The organism is Ruegeria sp. YTSA135, from assembly GCF_059610165.1.
Map to the genome: position 1 here is coordinate 133,354 of NZ_JBXWNC010000005.1, position 18,147 is coordinate 151,500.

The window sequence follows — 18,147 nt, forward strand, 5'->3', positions numbered from 1 at the left end:
CCTCAAGGTTAATCAGATGTGGGCGATAACGCCCGCATCACCCCCGCGGCATTTTCAGCGTGACGTTCCGGCCTTTTTTCTGATAGCGCAACTCGCTGTCGCCGATTGCGATGACCTTGCCGCCGTCAATCCTGTCCCCGACCTTTAGCTTTTTGTAGCGACCGCTTGGCAACCGCACCAGAGCGCGGCGGTTTGCGGGCGTACCGTAAACACCAATCAGGTTCAATTTTCGAAGGTTCATCGCGTTGTCGATTGTCGCTTGTCTCGCGACCGACGCCGAGGACGGTATTTTGGGTGCAACCGCCTTGGGCTGAAACGTGTCGGTTTCGGGTTGATCAACAGCCGCCGTCGACCCCAAGTTTGTGGGTTGCGCAGTGGCGGCGGCAGGGGCAAGCCCCGCCGGGCGAAGCTTAGGGCGCGGCACGCGTACAACGGCCAGCGCGGTTGGCGTTTCGTCCACCTCTGGTTGCTGTTGCAGTGAAGCAGGGCGCAGTTTGGGGCGCAGCACCGCCAGCTCTTCTCGGGTGCGGCCACCCAATTGCTGTCGTTCAAACCGGCTGGTCAGATCTGCGGGGCGAAGTTTTGGTCGCAACCCGGCAAGCCTGCTGTTTGGGGCTTCCTCGAGGGTTGGTTCCTCTTCGAACCGGACAGGTGGCTCGGGCGGCACTTTCGACGGGCGGCCGAGATAGACGACAACACCTTCGGGGTTCAGTGTTCCTTCAACGGTGGGCGCAACGAGGCCACTATCATCCAGCTCAAAACGGGTACCGGCGACGCTGGGCAAGGCAACCCGTTCAAAGGGCGCATCGGTGTCATAGCTCTGGACCGAGGGCAGGGCGATCGCGTCATTTGACAGGTTGGTGCCATCAACAGAAGCTAGATACGGTTCGTCTTGTGACAGAGGGACCGGTGGGTCCAGCGGTTCCGGGGATGTGATCTTTATACCGGGCAGGGCCTGATCCTCAGGCGGCTCGGGATCGCGGGCGATCTCCTCCACAACCGTTGGCGCGATATTGAGGGCATTACGTATCGCCTCATCCGCCGGGGTAAGGTCGGGCTGCGCGTCGTCAGCAGTGGGCGACGATGACGGGGTTGCCGGTGACGCAATCTCGGCCTCTTCAGTCGGAGGCGTCTCAGTGGGTGCGACAGTCAGCGCTTCAAGTATCGCCGCATCCGTGGGCGAGATTTCCAGCGCGTCCTCAGCCACGTCTGGTTGTTCATCTTCCCGGTCGATTATCTGCGGCTCGACTTGTGCGGTACCGATCGCAGGCGTTTCGGGTGTGGCCTCTGATACGATATCGGCCTGAGGGTCGGGTTCAGGCGCAGCCTCTTCGGATTGCACCGACCCGGTCCGAACGTCTTTGTCTTCGCCTGAACCAATCAACGCCCATGCGCCGAACAAAACTGCCAGACCCAGTGCCACCGCTCCTGGAATGACATAGTGTTTTTCTAAAACGTTGGTGGTCGATTGTCCGGGCGAGATCGGCGTTGGTACGGACCGGAAAGACTCCGGAGGCGTTTCATCAGCAATCACATGTACGTTTGCAGGCAGTTTGTCCGTTTCAACCCCCTCGGCCGTTTCTTCGGAAGCAGAGGTAATTTCCGGCACTGGGAACATTGGTTTTGCAGGAAAGTCTTCTGGGGCCGACTCTGTCGTGATCTGAATCGGAACAAACCCATGGTCGGTGGAAAAATCCTTCGCTTCGATCAGCGTTTGTCGCGTTACGGCCGCGATATGGGTTGTTTTGCCGATTGTGGCGCTGTCAAAAACCAGTTCATCGACCGAATAGGGCGTCGCGTCCGCCAGCGTATGTTCGGCGTTTTCGCTCTGGGAATGAGCGTCAGCTTCTACGGACAGGAACCGAACTTGATCAGATGGAATGATGATCTGACACGTCAGATTGTTTTCCAGGGCGAAGGCCCGGTCCCTCAGCGCAAACAACTGCGCGTTCAAATCCGGCGCGTCCAACGCAACTTCGCCTATACAATACCAATCGCTATCCGATTGGTGATGCACAGATATTCCGGTTGCAGAAAAAGACAGCGCAAAGGCGGGTTTCATATTCCCGAGGAACCATATTTGTCAGCATCAATGCAAACGACTTTTCGTTCGCAAGCAGACATTAAAGCAGGATATTGCCGAGGGGAAGGCAAACCCAAATTCTCCCCTTGTTTGGTCTGACCCTGCAGCCCCATGTATAGAATGAAGAAATTGGAGGGAAGATCTTGAAGAAAAGCGCTTTTCTGGCCGCACTGCTGGCCGTTACGGTCGCGGGCATGACCCATGCGCAAGAACGTCGCATCACGGTGGATGCATCCGGCATTGTGCAAGCTGCACCGGATGTGGCGACCATTACTGTGGGCGTAACAAACGAAGACCCGCAGGCCTCAAATGCGATGCAGGCGACATCTGATGCGGTGGCGTTGATCCTGAAACGGCTAGAGGACATGGGGCTTGAGGCGCGCGACGTGCAAACCCGCGACCTGTCGCTGTCTCCGGTCTGGTCCGGGCGAAATACCTCGAACGGTGATCGACCCGAGATTTCAGGTTTTGTCGCCTCCAACACTGTTCAGGTCCGGGTACGTGATCTGGCTCAGCTGGGTACAATCATGGACGGAGTTATTGAGGATGGTGCAAACGATTTTCGTGGCCTGACCTTCGGTGTTCAGGACCCGACGCTTTTAGAGGCTGAAGCACGGGCGAAAGCAGTGGCGGAAGCCATTGCAAAGGCTGAACAACTGGCGCAAGCGGCGAACGTGACACTGGGCCCAGTACAACAGATTAGTGAGCAGGTCGGCGGTGTCCGCCCTGCACCAATGATGCGCGCGATGGATGTTTCCGAGGCCGGAGGTGTCCCGGTTGCGGGTGGTGAGATTTCAGTCTCGGTCAACGTGTCGATGGAATTCGGGATTGCCGAGTGAACGCTTGCCCAAAGTTCAAGCCATCAGCAGACTTGCAGTTGGCTTGACGGGTCGCACTTGTTCACGGTCAGCAAGGCCTCGAACGCAGTTTTTCAGCCATTCACTGTCGAACGGCGTCGGTGGCAAACGCCCGGAATAGCCCGGACGTTTGCTTGCCTACGGTTCAGGCCGCAGCTTTGGCCAATGCCTGATCCAGATCGGCGATCAGATCGTCTGCGTCTTCGATGCCAATGGACACACGCACAACGCCGGGACCTGCGCCTGCGGCCTCTTGCTGCTCGGGGCTGAGCTGGCGGTGCGTGGTCGAAGCTGAATGAATAATCAGCGACCGCGTGTCGCCCAGGTTGGCCACGTGGCTGAAAATTTCCAGTGCGTTCACCAGTTTGACACAGGCGTCATAGCCACCCTTCACAGCAAAGGTAAACAGCGCACCGGCGCCTTTCTTGTACTGCGACGTGACGCGGTCGTAATAGGGCGAGGACGGCAGACCGGCATAGGTCACGTATTCAACGCGGTCATCGGCCTCAAGCCAGGCAGCGATCTTCTGCGCGTTCTCTACATGGCGCTCCATCCGCAAGGACAAGGTTTCGATCCCCATCAGCGTGTAGTGCGCCGCCTGCGGGTTCATGGTCATGCCCAGATCACGTAGACCGATGGCGATCCCGTGGAAGGTGAAGGCCAGCGGGCCAAAGGTCTCGTGGAATTTCAACCCGTGGTAAGCTTGTTCCGGTTCGCTGAGCGACGGGAACTTGTCATTTGCAGACCAGTCGAATTTGCCAGAATCCACGATGCAGCCGCCGGTGACGGTGCCGTTTCCGGTCAGGTACTTGGTGGTCGAATGTACGACCAGTGTCGCGCCGTGCTCAATCGGGCGGCACAGGTAAGGCGTGGCCGAGGTGTTGTCGACGATCAGCGGAATGCCCGCTGCATCGGCCACATCCGCAAGGGCACGGATATCGGTGACATAGCCGCCCGGGTTGGCGATGGATTCACAGAAAATTGCGCGTGTGTTTTCGTCTACAGCGGCTTTTACCGCGTCAAGATCGTCGGTATCCACGAACGTGGCCGACCAGCCAAAGCGTTTGATCGTTTGGCTGAACTGCGTGACGGTGCCACCATACAGACGAGTTGAAGCCACCACGTTGCAGCCCGGTCCCATCAGCGGGAACAGCGCCATGATTTGCGCCGCGTGGCCCGAGGAGCAGCAGACCGCGCCCACGCCACCTTCCAGCGTGGCGACACGTTCCTGCAGCACTGCCACGGTTGGATTGGTCAGCCGCGAATAGATGAACCCGACCTCTTGCAGATTAAAAAGGGCCGCTGCGTGGTCGGCGTCACGGAATACATAGGCGGTGGTCTGGTAAATCGGTGTCTGCCGCGCACCGGTTGCCGGATCGGGGCGTGCGCCCGCATGAATCTGTAGCGTGTCAAAACCGTAGGTAGGGCCGTCTGACATCGTCAAAATCTCCTGTTGGGATGTAAGTTGCAGAATCTCTAGGCGATTGAGCGCGCACGTACAACATTCCTGTCAGCGCATCCAAAGGCCGTTGTTCTTGATCGTGTTTCGTATGGCCTGCTCGCGCTGGGGCAGGTTGCCCCGGTCGAACAGGTCGCGGATCTTGTGGCCCTTGCGCTGCAGGACCAGCTTCTTGATTGGGTCATAACCTTTGAGAACCTTCTTGACCCTGTTGGGGGCCACCACGGTTTCCAGCACCTCGACCACATGGTCGCTCTCGCGCGCATAGAGCAGGGGAAACAGGCGATAGTGGCAACTGACCGATCCATCCAGCAGACCCGGGGGGAGGGCGTCTCGCCCCCCTCCAAATGCGTGAATGACCAGCGGCAGGGCGACCTGATCCAGCCATGGGTCTAGGGTCTGACCTATCAGTTCGGGGATATCTTCGTCCCGGATCGTGCGGGCATAGCTCAAAAAGCGTTCGCCAAACTGGCGGGGGCAGGAATAAAAGAAATAGCCCGCATTAAAATACAAATACCGCCGCCAGTGGTCGATTGGTTGACTGGTATCCAGCGAGCTTTGAAAATCCAGTTCAAAACGACGGTATAGAGCGCGCCAAATACCATCGAAACCAGGGCCATATAGGGTCGGTTTGGGCCACGTCCCCTCCACCTTTTGCGAGGCGCCGGGGCGGTCAAAGTCAAAGGGAACAGCGGTCAGGTCCCCGGTGATCAGGGTATCGCTGTCGAAGAACACAAATGGTTCACCTTCGGGTAGGGCCAGCAGCGCCTCGATCTTGTTGCCATAGGGGTAGCTGTCGCCAAACACGTTGCTGTCGAATGGCAGGATTTCGGCGTCCAGCTGGCGCAAAGCCTTCAGGACATCCTCATTCTGGATACCTGGGTCTTGCAGCCAGCGCGGGCCGGGTTTCGGAACCGCCACGAACAGACGGCCAGAAAAATTCGGTGAGCTGTGGCGCAACGAGGCTGCAAATAGCAGCGCTTCGTATTGAAGGCGATTGTTTTGCCCGATGATGACGATGTTGAAATTCAGTGTACTGGCCTGCATCGGATGACTTTCGGAATTCTTGCCGATGACCGGCGCTGCGCGTTTTGACCTACAATACGCAGCAAGGCCCGTCAAAACCTGATGCAGGGAAAATCTGATACGAGGGCCGCGTTGGCAATCTGCCCCTCAACTTTTTGTCCGAACTGGTTTGTCGGGTGGTCAAAAACTATGCGGTTCATTGGGAATTCGGGGAATTTTGCTGGTTTTTGCTTTTTTTAGTCATTTTATAAATTTTACCAATTGATAAAAAATTAGAATGTGGCAAGCTGATACCACAACAAACATATCTACAGGGAGTAGAGCGATGGCACAGGGCCAGATGGCCCCCGGCATTGTATCCGGGCGGCTTTCCAGCGATGAGCTGACCTCGAATTTTACGGATCTGCATCCGCCATTGGCCGCGCATGAGGCCGCAGTGGCCGCGGATAGATGCTATTTCTGCTACGATGCGCCGTGCGTGACCGCTTGTCCGACAGACATCGATATTCCGCTGTTCATGCGGCAGATTCAGGCAGGTCAACCCGAAGCGGCGGGAGAGACCATTCTGGCGCAGAATATCCTGGGCGGTATGTGCGCCCGCGTGTGTCCGACCGAGACACTGTGCGAAGAAGCCTGCGTACGCGAAGCTGCCGAGGGCGCTCCGGTCGAGATCGGCCGCTTGCAGCGTTACGCGACCGACAGTGTCATGGTGTCTGGCAATCATCCGTTTAGTCGGGCCGCACCAAGCGGCAAAACCATTGCCGTCGTCGGGGCAGGGCCCGCTGGCCTTGCCTGCGCGCACCGGCTTGCGATGCTGGGGCATGACGTGGTGATCCATGAAGGCAAACCCAAGCCGGGCGGGCTGAACGAATATGGCATTGCCGCATACAAATCGACCAATGACTTTGCGCAGGCCGAGGTCGACTGGTTGTTAAAAATCGGCGGCCTTACCATTGAGACCGGTTCGGTGCTGGGTGAGGGCGTCTCACTGAACGGTCTGATCGAAAACTACGATGCGGTTTTCCTGTCAATCGGTTTGGCGGGGGTGAACGCCCTGCGGGCGGACGGGGCTGAAAAGGAAGGTGTTCGGTTTGCGGTCGATTTCATCTCGGATGTTCGTCAGGCCTCTGATTTGGCGGATCTGCCGGTTGGGCGCAATGTTGTGGTGATCGGCGGCGGGATGACCGCAGTCGACGCCTCGGTAAAGTCCAAGCTGTTGGGGGCCGAGAATGTCACCATAGCCTATCGCCGTGGGCGCGATGCCATGGGGGCCAGTCGATATGAACAAGACCTGGCGGCCTCACACGGTGTGAAGATCATGACCAACGTCCAGCCCGTAGCCATACATGGAAACGGTACGGCTGTTGAAATCGAATTGGAGTATACTTCCAGTCACGACGGTCAACTCAAAGGTACTGGTGAAACAGTGCGACTGGCCGCAGATCAGGTTCTGAAGGCCATCGGCCAGACGCTTGAGGGCGCACCGGAAGGTTTGCAGCTGGACGGTAACAAGATTGCCGTGACAGGGGCCGGGCGCACCTCGATAGCCGGTGTCTGGGCCGGAGGGGACTGTGCCGCCGGCGGAGAAGACCTGACGGTGACTGCCGTTGCCGAGGGTCGCGATGCCGCGATGGATATCCATGCGAGCCTGACAGCGTGAAACTGATAGACAAAGATGCAAACCTGCATCAGGGAGGCCGGATAAATGGCTGATTTAAAAACAAACTTTTTGGGTATCGAAAGCCCTAATCCGTACTGGCTGGCTTCGGCGCCACCAACTGACAAGGAATACAACGTTCGCCGCGCATTCGAGGCCGGATGGGGCGGTGTCGTTTGGAAAACACTGGGGTCCGAAGGGCCGCCGGTCGTGAATGTCAACGGGCCGCGCTATGGTGCGATCTATGGGGCTGATCGGCGCTTGCTGGGCTTGAACAACATTGAACTGATCACCGACCGCCCGCTTGAGGTGAACCTTGAAGAGATGGCGCGGGTCAAGGCCGATTACCCGGACCGTGCGCTCATCGCCTCGATCATGGTACCGTGCGAGGAAGAGGCGTGGAAAGCCATCCTGCCGCGCGTGGCTGAAACCGGTGCGGACGGGATCGAGCTGAATTTTGGCTGCCCGCACGGGATGAGCGAGCGTGGAATGGGCTCAGCCGTTGGGCAGGTCCCGGAATACATCGAGATGGTCACGCGTTGGTGCAAAAAATACTACGACCGTCCGGTGATCGTAAAGTTGACGCCTAACATCACGGATATCCGCAAGCCTGCTGCGGCCGCAAGAAATGGCGGCGCGGATGCGGTGTCGCTGATCAACACGATCAATTCAATCACAAGTGTCAATCTGGATACATTCAGTCCGGAACCCTCGATTGACGGCAAGGGCAGCCACGGCGGCTATTGCGGACCTGCGGTAAAGCCGATTGCCCTGTCGATGGTGTCGGAAATTTCGCGCGCTGAGGCAACGCATGGATTGCCGATCTCGGGTATTGGCGGCGTGACCACCTGGCGCGATGCAGCCGAGTTCATGGCGCTGGGCTGTGGCACGGTTCAGGTTTGCACCGCGGCCATGACCTACGGCTTCAAGATCATCGACGAACTGACGGCTGGCCTGTCCAAATGGATGGACGAAAAGGGATATACGGATGTGTCGCAGGTCGTGGGCCTTGCGGTGCCAAATGTAACCGACTGGCAGTATCTGAACCTGAACTACGTAGCCAAGGCCAAGATCGATCAGGATCAGTGCATCAAGTGTGGCCGCTGCTATGCCGCATGCGAAGACACCAGCCACCAGGCGATCTCGATGTCTGCGGACCGCGTGTTCGAGGTAAAGGACGAAGAATGCGTCGCCTGTAACCTGTGTGTCGATGTGTGTCCGGTGGATGGGTGCATCTCGATGGTGCCGATGGAGGCCGGAGAGGTCGATCCGCGCACCGGATTGGAGGTGCAGCCAAACTACGCCAACTGGACAACGCATCCCAACAATCCGATGTCGAAAGCCGCCGAATAACACTAATGACAGACGAAGAAAGGGGCCGGTCAACGGCCCCTTTCTTTATGGCGTCAATAACTTGCGATAGAGCGTGTCGATAAACGGCTCAGCCCCTACGAACGGGTCTTCGTCGCCAAGAATGGCACGGACCTGAACATCAAAATCAGCGTAATGCTGCGTTAGCGCCCAGATCGAAAAGATCAGGTGATAGGGATGCAAGCGCGCAATTTTTCCCTCATCCATCCATCCCGTCAGAACCGTGGTTTTTTCGTCGACCAATGCCTTGAGGTCGTTTGACAAGGCGTCATGGATGCGGGGCGCACCCTGAACAAGCTCGTTGGCGAAAAGACGGCTTTCGCGGGGCAGTTCGCGGCTCATTTGCAGTTTCCGATGGATATAAGACAGAATTTCTTCCATCGGTTCGCCGTCCGCGTCCAGATCGTGCAGCGGTGCCAGCCATGTCTCAAGCAAGCCCGACAGCAGCGCGGTATGGATCGCTTCTTTTGATGGGAAGTAATACAGAAGGTTCGGTTTGCTCAGCCCGGCCTCACTCGCGATCTGATCGACTGTCGCCCCACGAAACCCATGGGCTGAGAACACGTTCAGGGCGGCATTGAGAATCGTGGCGCGATTCTTTTTCTGTATACGGGTCGGGGCACGATCCTTGGGCATGTTTTCAGCGTGTCTCTTTTTTTGCCATGCGCGGGTAAATAGCGCCGAAACTTCTGGCGGCACCATGCAATTTCTTGACTGACGTCGAACCCGTGATAGCGTGAGTTTGACCATATGGTCAAATCAAGACACCACAAGCGAGCTAAATCGCAAGCAACAGGGAAGACACCAATGGCAGCTCCGGCGCAGAACCTCAGAATCAATGGCGACAGGTTGTGGGATAGCCTGATGGAGATGGCAAAGATTGGCCCGGGTGTTGCAGGCGGCAATAATCGTCAAACGCTGACGGATGAAGATGCCGAAGGACGCGCGCTTTTCCAGAAATGGTGTGAGGATGCGGGCTGTACCATGGGTCTGGACCAGATGGGAAACATGTTTGCGCACCGTGCTGGAACTGATCCAGATGCGCTTCCGGTTTATGTAGGGTCGCATCTGGACACACAGCCAACGGGTGGAAAGTATGATGGCGTGCTGGGCGTGCTGGGCGGATTAGAGATCATACGGACTCTGAACGATCTTGGTATCAAGACCAAGCATCCGATCGTGGCAACCAACTGGACCAATGAAGAGGGCACTCGTTATGCGCCAGCGATGTTGTCTTCGGGCGTGTTTGCCGGGATGCACACGCAGGATTGGGCCTATGACCGCGAAGATGCCGAGGGTAAGAAATTCGGTGATGAGCTTCAGCGCATTGGCTGGCGAGGTGATGAAGAGGTTGGCGCACGCAAGATGCACGCATTCTTTGAGCTTCATATCGAGCAGGGGCCAATCCTTGAGGCCGAAGGAAAGGATATTGGCGTGGTCACGCACGGTCAGGGTCTTAGCTGGACGCAGATCACCGTGACAGGCAAGGACGCCCATACAGGGTCGACCCCTATGCCGATGCGTAAGAACGCTGGCCTTGCGATGGCGCGAATTCTTGAGAAGGTTGATGAAATCGCATGGTCGCACGCGCCTCATGCAGTAGGGGCCGCTGGACATATCGACGTATATCCGAACTCGCGTAATGTGATTCCGGGTAAGGTGGTCTTCACGGTCGACTTCCGCTCGCCCGAGTTGGAGGTGATCACCGACATGGAAAATCGCCTGCGCGTCGCCGCTGAGGATATCGTCGACGAGATGGGTCTGCAGATCGAATTCGAGAAGGTCGGCGGGTTCGATCCCGTGAAATTCGATGAGGGCTGCGTGGCTGCCGTGCGTGATGCGGCAGAGCGGTTGGGCTATTCGCATACCGACATCATCTCGGGTGCGGGTCATGACGCATGCTGGATCAACCGCGTGGCGCCGACGGCCATGGTCATGTGCCCCTGTGTTGACGGCTTGAGCCATAACGAGGCCGAAGAAATCAGCAAAGACTGGGCTGCAGCCGGGGCGGATGTTCTGTTTCATGCCGTCGTCGAAACTGCCGAAATCGTGGAATAATCTGGACCAGCCGTCCTCTGGCGGGCGTTCCCCACGAGACGGTAGGCTAACAAAACAAGCGGCGAAGACCGCGTTAGGGAGATTAAAATGAGCACAGTTATCAAGAACGGAACCGTTGTCACTGCGGACTTGTCCTATAAGGCGGACGTGATGGTAGAAGATGGTGTGATCACCGAGATCGGGATAGGACTGAAGGGCGACAAGGAACTGGACGCGACGGGCTGCTATGTGATGCCGGGTGGCATTGACCCGCATACGCACCTTGAGATGCCGTTTATGGGAACGTATTCCAGCGATGATTTCGAAAGCGGGACACGGGCGGCCTTGGCTGGTGGCACAACGATGGTGGTGGATTTCGCTCTGCCCAACCCCGGGGAAAGCCTGCTGGACGCCTTGAAGCGCTGGGATAATAAATCGACCCGCGCGAACTGTGACTATTCCTTCCATATGGCTGTGACCTGGTGGGGTGAGCAAGTGTTTGATGACATCAAAACCGTTGTGGAAGAGCGTGGAATCAATACGTTTAAACACTTCATGGCCTATAAAGGCGCGCTTATGGTGAATGACGATGAGCTGTTCGCGTCATTCAAGCGGTTGGCGGAACTGGGCGGTATCGCGATGGTGCATGCCGAGAATGGTGATGTCGTGGCCGAGTTGCAAGCCAAGCTGTTGGCCGAAGGTAATTCTGGCCCCGAGGCGCATGCCTACTCACGCCCGCCACAGGTCGAAGGCGAAGCCACGAACCGTGCCATCATGATCGCTGATATGGCGGGCGTGCCGCTTTACGTGGTGCATACCTCCTGTGAAGAAGCGCATGAGGCCATCCGTCGGGCCAAGATGCTAGGCAAACGCGTGTGGGGAGAGCCGCTGATCCAGCACCTGACGCTGGACGACAGCGAATATGCGCATCCCGACTGGGACCATGCGGCGCGGCGAGTCATGAGCCCTCCGTTTCGCAACAAACAGCACCAGGATAGCCTGTGGGCGGGGCTGCAGTCGGGCTCGCTGAGCGTCGTGGCCACGGATCATTGTGCGTTTACGACTGAACAGAAGCGCTATGGCGTCGGCGATTTCACCAAGATCCCGAATGGCACTGGCGGTCTGGAGGACCGGATGCCGATGCTGTGGACCCACGGTGTGAATACCGGGCGGTTAACGCCAAACGAGTTCGTTGCAGTTACTTCAACAAACATCGCTAAGATATTGAACTGCTACCCAAAAAAAGGCGCAATCCTTGTAGGCGCTGATGCCGACATCGTCGTTTGGGACCCTGAAAAGAGCAAAACGATCACCGCCGAAACGCAGCAATCTTCGATCGACTACAACGTGTTTGAAGGAAAGCAAGTCAAGGGCTTGCCTCGCTTTACCTTGACCCGCGGACAGGTGGCCGTGCATGACGGCGAGATCAAAACACAAGAAGGCCACGGCAAGTTTGTTGCGCGTGAGGCCAACACCACCGTCAACAAGGCACTGAGCACCTGGAAAGAGCTTACCGCCCCAAGGCCAGTCGAACGGTCGGGCATCCCGGCGACGGGAGTTTAGTGTAGGCCAGTAACTGCAGGCTCCGCATAAAGATAATATTTTCAAGGCAGTACAATGAACACTGAAAGTACGACCGAGCCCGTAATTGAGGCAAATCAGCTGGATTTGACGTTCCAGACAAATGACGGGCCGGTCCACGCGCTCAAAGACGTAGAACTGACGATCAACAAGGGTGATTTCGTCAGTTTTATCGGGCCGTCGGGTTGCGGTAAGACGACCTTTTTGCGGTGTATTGCAGCGCTTGAAACGCCAACCGGGGGCACGCTGACGGTCAACGGCATGACACCGGATGAGGCGCGGCGAAACCGGGCCTATGGGTATGTGTTTCAGGCAGCGGGTCTGTACCCGTGGCGAACCATCGCAAAAAATATCAAACTGCCGCTTGAGATCATGGGATACTCGTCAGCCGAGCAAGAAGACAGGGTGAGCAAAGTTCTGGAACTTGTTGATCTAACTGGATTTGGCGGCAAGTTCCCATGGCAGTTGTCAGGTGGCATGCAACAGCGTGCCAGCATCGCTCGGGCGCTGGCGTTTGATGCGGATCTTCTGCTGATGGATGAACCTTTCGGGGCGCTGGATGAGATTGTGCGCGACCACCTGAACGAGCAGCTTCTGGCCCTGTGGGCGCGAACAGAAAAAACCATCGGGTTTGTCACTCATTCGATCCCCGAGGCTGTGTATCTCAGCACAAAGATAGTGGTGATGAGCCCGCGGCCGGGGCGGATTACGGATGTAATCGACAGTCCTTTGCCAAAGGAGCGACCTTTGGATATTCGAGACAGTCCTGAATTCATCGAAGTTGCGCATCGCGTACGTGAAGGTCTGAGGGCGGGGCATTCGGATGACTAGTACGGGGATAAGGGCATTCTGGGCGGTCCTGACCGTTGTCGGCGTCATCATTCTGTTTTGGTACGCGGCCAGCGTGCCGATGAACATTAAGGGTGTGTTGACCGAACTCGAACGGGCCGGAGAATCCGTCGATCCGCCTAACGCGGCCGATCGGCGAGATATGAATGAGTTTGGGCTGATCTTCGACAACAGCTTTGCGATTGACGAAACGTGGGAGCAGGACCGCCCACGTCTGCCTGCACCGCATCAGGTGGCTGAAGAGTTGTGGGACAGCACGGTCGAGAAAAAGATCACCTCGAAAAGATCCCTAATCTACCACTCATGGGTGACACTCAGCGCCACAATGCTTGGATTTGCGATCGGCACGGGGTTGGGCATTCTGCTGGCCGTCGGGATCGTGCATAGCCGCGTTATGGATTTGTCGGTCATGCCCTGGGCCATCGTCAGCCAGACCATACCTATCATCGCACTTGCGCCGATGATCATCGTGGTCCTGTATTCTGTGGGCATTCAAGGGATCATTCCCAAAGCGATCATCTCGGCTTACCTCAGCTTTTTCCCGGTCGTGGTTGGCATGGTAAAGGGGCTGCGCAGCCCCGATGCGATGCAGTTGGACCTTTTGCGCACCTATAACGCCAGCCAATCGCAAGGGTTTTGGAAGCTGCGCCTGCCGGCGTCCATGCCTTACCTGTTTACCTCGCTAAAGATCGGCATCGCGGCCTCACTCGTCGGAGCCATTGTTGGCGAACTGCCGACCGGGGCGGTTGCCGGTCTGGGCGCGCGTCTGCTGGCAGGGAGCTATTACGGTCAGACAGTGCAGATCTGGTCGGCCCTGTTTGCCGCAGCGATATTGGCAGCATGTCTCGTTGGTCTGCTGGGCCTGTTTGAGCGTTCGGTTCTGAAACGGATGGGGATGGCGCAATGATACTCGTTTTCAGCGCAATCCTTCTGTGGCTGTTCGGTTGGTGGATAAACAGCCGACTGGCAAGCGGACCCTATGCCGATACGCAGACCGTGCGGTTTTTAGCGCCCCTTATCTTTGGTCTTACAATCATAGGGATATGGGAACTGACGGTGCGGGGGCTTGATGTACCGCTGGTCATCCTGCCTGCGCCATCCTTGATCGCAGTGCGCTTTGCAGACAGCTTACCAATTCTTTGGGCTGACTTTGTTCAGACGATCATCAAAGGGGCGCTCAGCGGTTATATCATCGGGTGCGGATCGGCCTTTTTGGTGGCGATTGCCGTGGACAGGTGGGATTTCTTGCGGCTTGGGTTGCTGCCGGTCGGAAACTTTGTGGCGGCCCTGCCAATCGTGGGAACCGCCCCCATTCTGGTGATGTGGTTCGGGTTTGACTGGCACTCCAAGGCGGCGGTGGTTGTGGTGATGGTGTTCTTTCCGATGCTGGTTAACACCGTAGCCGGCCTCCGAGAAGCCACAGCCATGCAGCGCGACTTGATGGAGACTTATGCGGCGACCTATTGGCAAAGCTTCCTAAAGCTGCGCCTTCCTGCGGCGATGCCGTTTATATTCAACGGGCTAAAGATTTCTACCACTCTTGCGCTGATTGGCGCTATCGTGGCCGAGTTCTTTGGTTCGCCGACCTTGGGTATGGGATTCCGGATTTCAACCAGCGTTGGGCAGCTTTCGCTGGATATGGTCTGGGCTGAGATCGTCGTGGCCGCCTTGGCCGGGACGGCATTTTATGGCTTGGTCGCTATGATCGAAAAGGCGGTGACCTTCTGGCACCCGTCGCAACGCGGATAACAAAGATTAAACAGACCTCGAAAACGGGGCACCAACAACAACTAGGAGAGATGAAGATGAATAAGCTACTCAGCGGGGCGATTGCTGCTTTCAGCCTTGCAGCCAGCACAGCCTTGGCGGCGGATGAAGTGACGCTGCAGTTAAAGTGGGTCACGCAGGCGCAGTTCGCGGGCTACTATGTAGCCAAGGACAAAGGGTTTTACGAAGAAGAGGGGCTAAATGTCACAATCCTGCCGGGCGGCCCAGATATCGCGCCGACGCAGGTGATCGCGGGCGGTGGTGCCGATGTCACCGTTGAATGGATGCCGGCCGCGCTCGCCGCACGCGAAAAGGGCTTGCCGCTGGTCAATATCGCGCAACCGTTCAAAAGCTCTGGCATGATGCTGACATGCTGGAAAGATGCTGGGATCTCGTCACCTGAAGATCTTAAGAACCGCACGCTGGGTGTTTGGTTTTTCGGCAACGAATTCCCGTTCATGAGCTGGATGAGCCAGTTGGGCATCGACACCAGCGGCAAGAGCGAGAACGGTGTTGAGGTCCTGAAGCAGGGCTTTAACGTCGATCCGTTGCTGCAGCGTCAGGCCGATTGCATCAGCACCATGACCTATAATGAATACTGGCAGGTGATCGACGCCGGCGTCAGCCCGGATGAGCTTGTCACCTTTAAATACGAGGAACAGGGCGTCGCCACGCTTGAGGACGGTTTGTATGTTCTGGAGGAAAACCTGAGTGACGAAGGTTTTGTTGACCGCATGGAACGGTTTGTTCGTGCTTCGATGAAAGGCTGGAAATACGCCGAGGAAAACCCTGATGAAGCAGCTGAAATCGTGCTTGAGAATGACGCGACCGGTGCCCAGACGGAAGAACATCAAAAGCGCATGATGAGCGAGATTGCCAAGCTGACTGCCGGTTCAAACGGCGCGCTCGAAGAGGAGGACTTTCAGCGTACGGTGGATACTCTGCTGGCCGGCGGTTCGGATCCAGTGATCACCAAGCAGCCCGAGGGCGCGTGGACACACACGATTACCGATGCTGCCCTGAACTGATTTTTGGCAAATTCCGAAACTGGCGCGGTCCCAACTGGGGCCGCGTTTCCTTTTGGTGCACAGGAATTGACACTGTACTTGTGTTGAGAAATGGGTAGTATTCTTTTGTAATTTGACGCGTTTAGTACGGCCAACCCTAAAACTTAGAAAAAAATGCAAAATTTTGCATCAGAATTCGACGCAGCCATAGCTTTGATCCTGAACGGGGATGCAGAGCTTTGGGCGATTGTGCTGTTGTCCCTGAAGGTTTCGCTTGTCGCTGTCCTGATTTCTGCGCTGATCGGCATGCCTTTGGGGGCCGCCTTGGCGGTCGCGCGGTTTCCCGGACGGCGCGTGTTGATCGTTCTGATGAACGCCCTGATGGGCCTGCCTCCTGTCGTTGTGGGGCTTCTGGTTTATCTGATGTTGTCGCGTTCGGGTCCGCTTGGAGTTTTGGAGCTACTGTACACCCCAACCGCCATGATCATCGCACAGGTGGTTCTGGTCACCCCCATCATCGCGGCGCTGACCCGTCAAGTCATCGAGATGCTGGCTGAGGAGTATTCGGAACAGCTCCGCTCGTTGGGCGTGTCACGGCTGTCCTCGGTCCCGGTTTTGTTGTGGGATGCGCGATTGGCGCTGGTAACGGCGCTCTTGGCCGGTTTCGGGCGCGCCATTGCTGAGGTCGGAGCGGTGATCATCGTGGGTGGGAATATCAACCATGTGACGCGGGTGATGACGACGACAATCGCGCTTGAAACGTCCAAGGGCAACCTTGCGCTGGCGCTGGCTCTTGGTGCGATCCTGATCGGTATCGCGGTTGCCGTGACTGCCATGGTCAGCACACTCAGCTTGCGGGCCGAACAGGAAGGGCTGCGCCATGCGTGACCTGGTTTCAGATATGGCAAGTTGCCTGTCGGTGGGGGGCGTACGGATTACGCGCAAAGGTAAGGCGTTGCTGGACGTACCCAGTTTGAACCTCGACGGGCCGGGACCAACCCTGATCCTTGGGCCGAACGGGGCGGGCAAGAGCCTCTTGCTGCGGTGTCTTCATGGGTTGATTGTACCGGATCGTGGCCAGGTGATGCAGGATGGTGTACCCCTGAACGCTGAACACAAAGCACGACAGGGGATGGTGTTTCAACAGCCTGTCTTGCTGCGCCGGTCTGTTGCGGCAAACCTGGATTTTGTCCTGAAACGCCAAGGTTTGCCCCGCAGCGAACGGAAAACCCGCATCCAGGATTTGCTGACCGAGGGTGGGCTGGATGGTAAGGCTCGGCAGTCTGCCAGGTCGTTGTCTGGGGGGGAGGCGCAACGTCTAGCCATTCTGCGCGCCCTCGCGCTTAACCCCGAGACGCTGTTTCTGGATGAACCCACCAGCGCGCTTGACCCGAGCGCCACGCAGATGATCGAACGGATGGTTCAGTGGGCCTCATCCCGTGGCGTGCGTATCGTTATGGTGACGCATGACATTGGTCAGGCCCGACGATTGGCTGCCGACATCGTAATGATGCAGGGCGGTCGGGTGGTTGAACACGGTGCAGCGAAACAGGTGTTGGATGCCCCCAAAAGCGACGCCGCACGCCGATATCTGGCAGGCGGGTTGGTTACCTAATTAAAAATTGGAGTTCTAAATGATCCGGAACATTGTTCAGGCAAGCTTGATTGCTGTCGGTTTGACGGCGACAGCGGTGGGTGCCGAAGAGCCGTTTATCGTAGTTCAATCGACGACCTCGACCCAGAATTCGGGCCTTTTGGACTATATCCTTCCGGGGTTTGAGGCTGAAACAGGCATAGATGTCCGGGTGGTTTCCGTTGGCACAGGTCAGGCGATTCGTAACGCGATTAACGGGGATGGGGATGTGCTGCTGGTGCATTCCAAGCCAGCTGAGGAGAAATTTGTGGCCGACGGCTGGGGCGTTCAGCGTTTTGACGTGATGTATAACGACTTTGTTCTTGTCGGGCCGAAGTCTGATCCGGCAAAGGTGAAGGGTGGCACGGATATTGTGGCTGCACTGACTGCGGTCGCCGAGGCAGAAGCCCCGTTTGCTTCGCGCGGGGATGACAGCGGCACGCACAAGGCAGAGATGCGCCTGTGGGATGCTACGGCTGCCGACCCCACTGCGGCATCAGGGACGTGGTACCGAGAAACCGGCTCGGGAATGGGGGCGACGCTGAATGTGGCAAACGGGATGGGTGCCTATGTGCTGACGGATCGCGCCACATGGCAATCTTTCGGGAACAAGGACAATCTTGAGGTTCTGGTCGAAGGCGATCCGCGTTTGTTCAATCAGTACGGTGTCATTCTTGTGAACGCTGAAAAGCACCCCCATGTTCGCGCCGCTGCAGGCCAGAGGTTCATCGACTGGCTCATCGGTCCGCATGGTCAGGAGGCGATCGCGTCTTACAAGCTGGACGGCCAGCAGTTGTTTTTTCCGAACGCAGAATAACGC

At 57.2% G+C, this 18,147-nt stretch carries 16 protein-coding genes; 12 read left to right on the forward strand and 4 right to left on the reverse strand.

Translation table 11 applies throughout. The annotated features are described in order from the left end of the window. Positions 1-37: 37 nt before the first annotated feature. Positions 38-2,062 (reverse strand): hypothetical protein, encoded by a 2,025-nt coding sequence (locus tag AC2FIT_RS08810; RefSeq protein ID WP_496828620.1) that lies wholly within the window; start codon positions 2,060-2,062, stop codon positions 38-40. Positions 2,063-2,226: 164 nt separating this feature from the next. On the opposite strand from AC2FIT_RS08810, the gene AC2FIT_RS08815 reads away from it, so the two are divergent. Next, positions 2,227-2,922 carry an SIMPL domain-containing protein gene (locus tag AC2FIT_RS08815; protein WP_496828622.1) on the forward strand — a complete coding sequence of 232 codons (696 nt, stop codon included), beginning with the start codon at positions 2,227-2,229 and terminating at the stop codon, positions 2,920-2,922. Between the two features lie 163 nt (positions 2,923-3,085). Here the strand turns inward: AC2FIT_RS08815 and AC2FIT_RS08820 are convergent, their stop codons facing one another. Continuing rightward, complete coding sequence (locus AC2FIT_RS08820) at positions 3,086-4,378, reverse strand: O-acetylhomoserine aminocarboxypropyltransferase/cysteine synthase family protein (RefSeq protein ID WP_496828624.1); 1,293 nt, start codon at positions 4,376-4,378, stop codon at positions 3,086-3,088. 72 nt (positions 4,379-4,450) lie between these two features. Further along, positions 4,451-5,446: a GT-B fold glycosyltransferase domain-containing protein gene (locus AC2FIT_RS08825; RefSeq protein WP_496828626.1), complete on the reverse strand. Its 996-nt coding sequence runs from the start codon at positions 5,444-5,446 to the stop codon at positions 4,451-4,453. Positions 5,447-5,750: 304 nt separating this feature from the next. On the opposite strand from AC2FIT_RS08825, the gene AC2FIT_RS08830 reads away from it, so the two are divergent. Both AC2FIT_RS08830 and preA read left to right on the forward strand, forming a co-directional pair. After that, positions 5,751-7,085, forward strand: a complete 1,335-nt coding sequence (locus AC2FIT_RS08830) for an NAD(P)-dependent oxidoreductase (protein WP_496828628.1) — start codon at positions 5,751-5,753, stop codon at positions 7,083-7,085. 45 nt (positions 7,086-7,130) lie between these two features. Continuing rightward, complete coding sequence (gene preA, locus AC2FIT_RS08835) at positions 7,131-8,435, forward strand: NAD-dependent dihydropyrimidine dehydrogenase subunit PreA (protein WP_496828630.1); 1,305 nt, start codon at positions 7,131-7,133, stop codon at positions 8,433-8,435. A 45-nt stretch (positions 8,436-8,480) separates the two neighbouring features. Here preA and AC2FIT_RS08840 read toward each other — a convergent pair whose 3' ends face one another. Next, a complete protein-coding gene (locus AC2FIT_RS08840) occupies positions 8,481-9,089 on the reverse strand; it encodes a TetR family transcriptional regulator C-terminal domain-containing protein (protein ID WP_496828632.1) in 609 nt (202 codons plus the stop codon). 171 nt (positions 9,090-9,260) lie between these two features. Between AC2FIT_RS08840 and AC2FIT_RS08845 the strand changes: the two genes are divergently transcribed. From AC2FIT_RS08845 to AC2FIT_RS08885, 9 genes are all read left to right on the forward strand, one after another. After that, on the forward strand, positions 9,261-10,511 hold the full coding sequence (locus AC2FIT_RS08845) for a Zn-dependent hydrolase (protein WP_496828634.1): 1,251 nt from the start codon (positions 9,261-9,263) through the stop codon (positions 10,509-10,511). An 87-nt stretch (positions 10,512-10,598) separates the two neighbouring features. Next, positions 10,599-12,053 (forward strand): dihydropyrimidinase, encoded by a 1,455-nt coding sequence (gene hydA / locus AC2FIT_RS08850; RefSeq protein ID WP_496828636.1) that lies wholly within the window; start codon positions 10,599-10,601, stop codon positions 12,051-12,053. Between the two features lie 54 nt (positions 12,054-12,107). After that, on the forward strand, positions 12,108-12,902 hold the full coding sequence (locus tag AC2FIT_RS08855; protein WP_496828638.1) for an ABC transporter ATP-binding protein: 795 nt from the start codon (positions 12,108-12,110) through the stop codon (positions 12,900-12,902). Then, positions 12,895-13,827, forward strand: a complete 933-nt coding sequence (locus AC2FIT_RS08860; protein WP_496828640.1) for an ABC transporter permease — start codon at positions 12,895-12,897, stop codon at positions 13,825-13,827. The genes AC2FIT_RS08855 and AC2FIT_RS08860 overlap by 8 nt, the downstream gene beginning before the upstream one ends. Next, positions 13,824-14,669 (forward strand): ABC transporter permease, encoded by an 846-nt coding sequence (locus AC2FIT_RS08865; protein ID WP_496828642.1) that lies wholly within the window; start codon positions 13,824-13,826, stop codon positions 14,667-14,669. Before AC2FIT_RS08860 ends, AC2FIT_RS08865 begins: the two co-directional genes overlap by 4 nt. Positions 14,670-14,725: 56 nt before the next feature. Then, positions 14,726-15,715 (forward strand): ABC transporter substrate-binding protein, encoded by a 990-nt coding sequence (locus AC2FIT_RS08870; protein WP_496828644.1) that lies wholly within the window; start codon positions 14,726-14,728, stop codon positions 15,713-15,715. Between the two features lie 153 nt (positions 15,716-15,868). Further along, on the forward strand, positions 15,869-16,582 hold the full coding sequence (locus tag AC2FIT_RS08875) for an ABC transporter permease (RefSeq protein ID WP_496828646.1): 714 nt from the start codon (positions 15,869-15,871) through the stop codon (positions 16,580-16,582). Next, on the forward strand, positions 16,575-17,309 hold the full coding sequence (locus AC2FIT_RS08880) for an ATP-binding cassette domain-containing protein (RefSeq protein ID WP_496828648.1): 735 nt from the start codon (positions 16,575-16,577) through the stop codon (positions 17,307-17,309). Before AC2FIT_RS08875 ends, AC2FIT_RS08880 begins: the two co-directional genes overlap by 8 nt. Positions 17,310-17,328: 19 nt before the next feature. Further along, positions 17,329-18,144, forward strand: a complete 816-nt coding sequence (locus tag AC2FIT_RS08885; protein WP_496828650.1) for an ABC transporter substrate-binding protein — start codon at positions 17,329-17,331, stop codon at positions 18,142-18,144. The last annotated feature ends 3 nt before the right edge of the window (positions 18,145-18,147 follow it).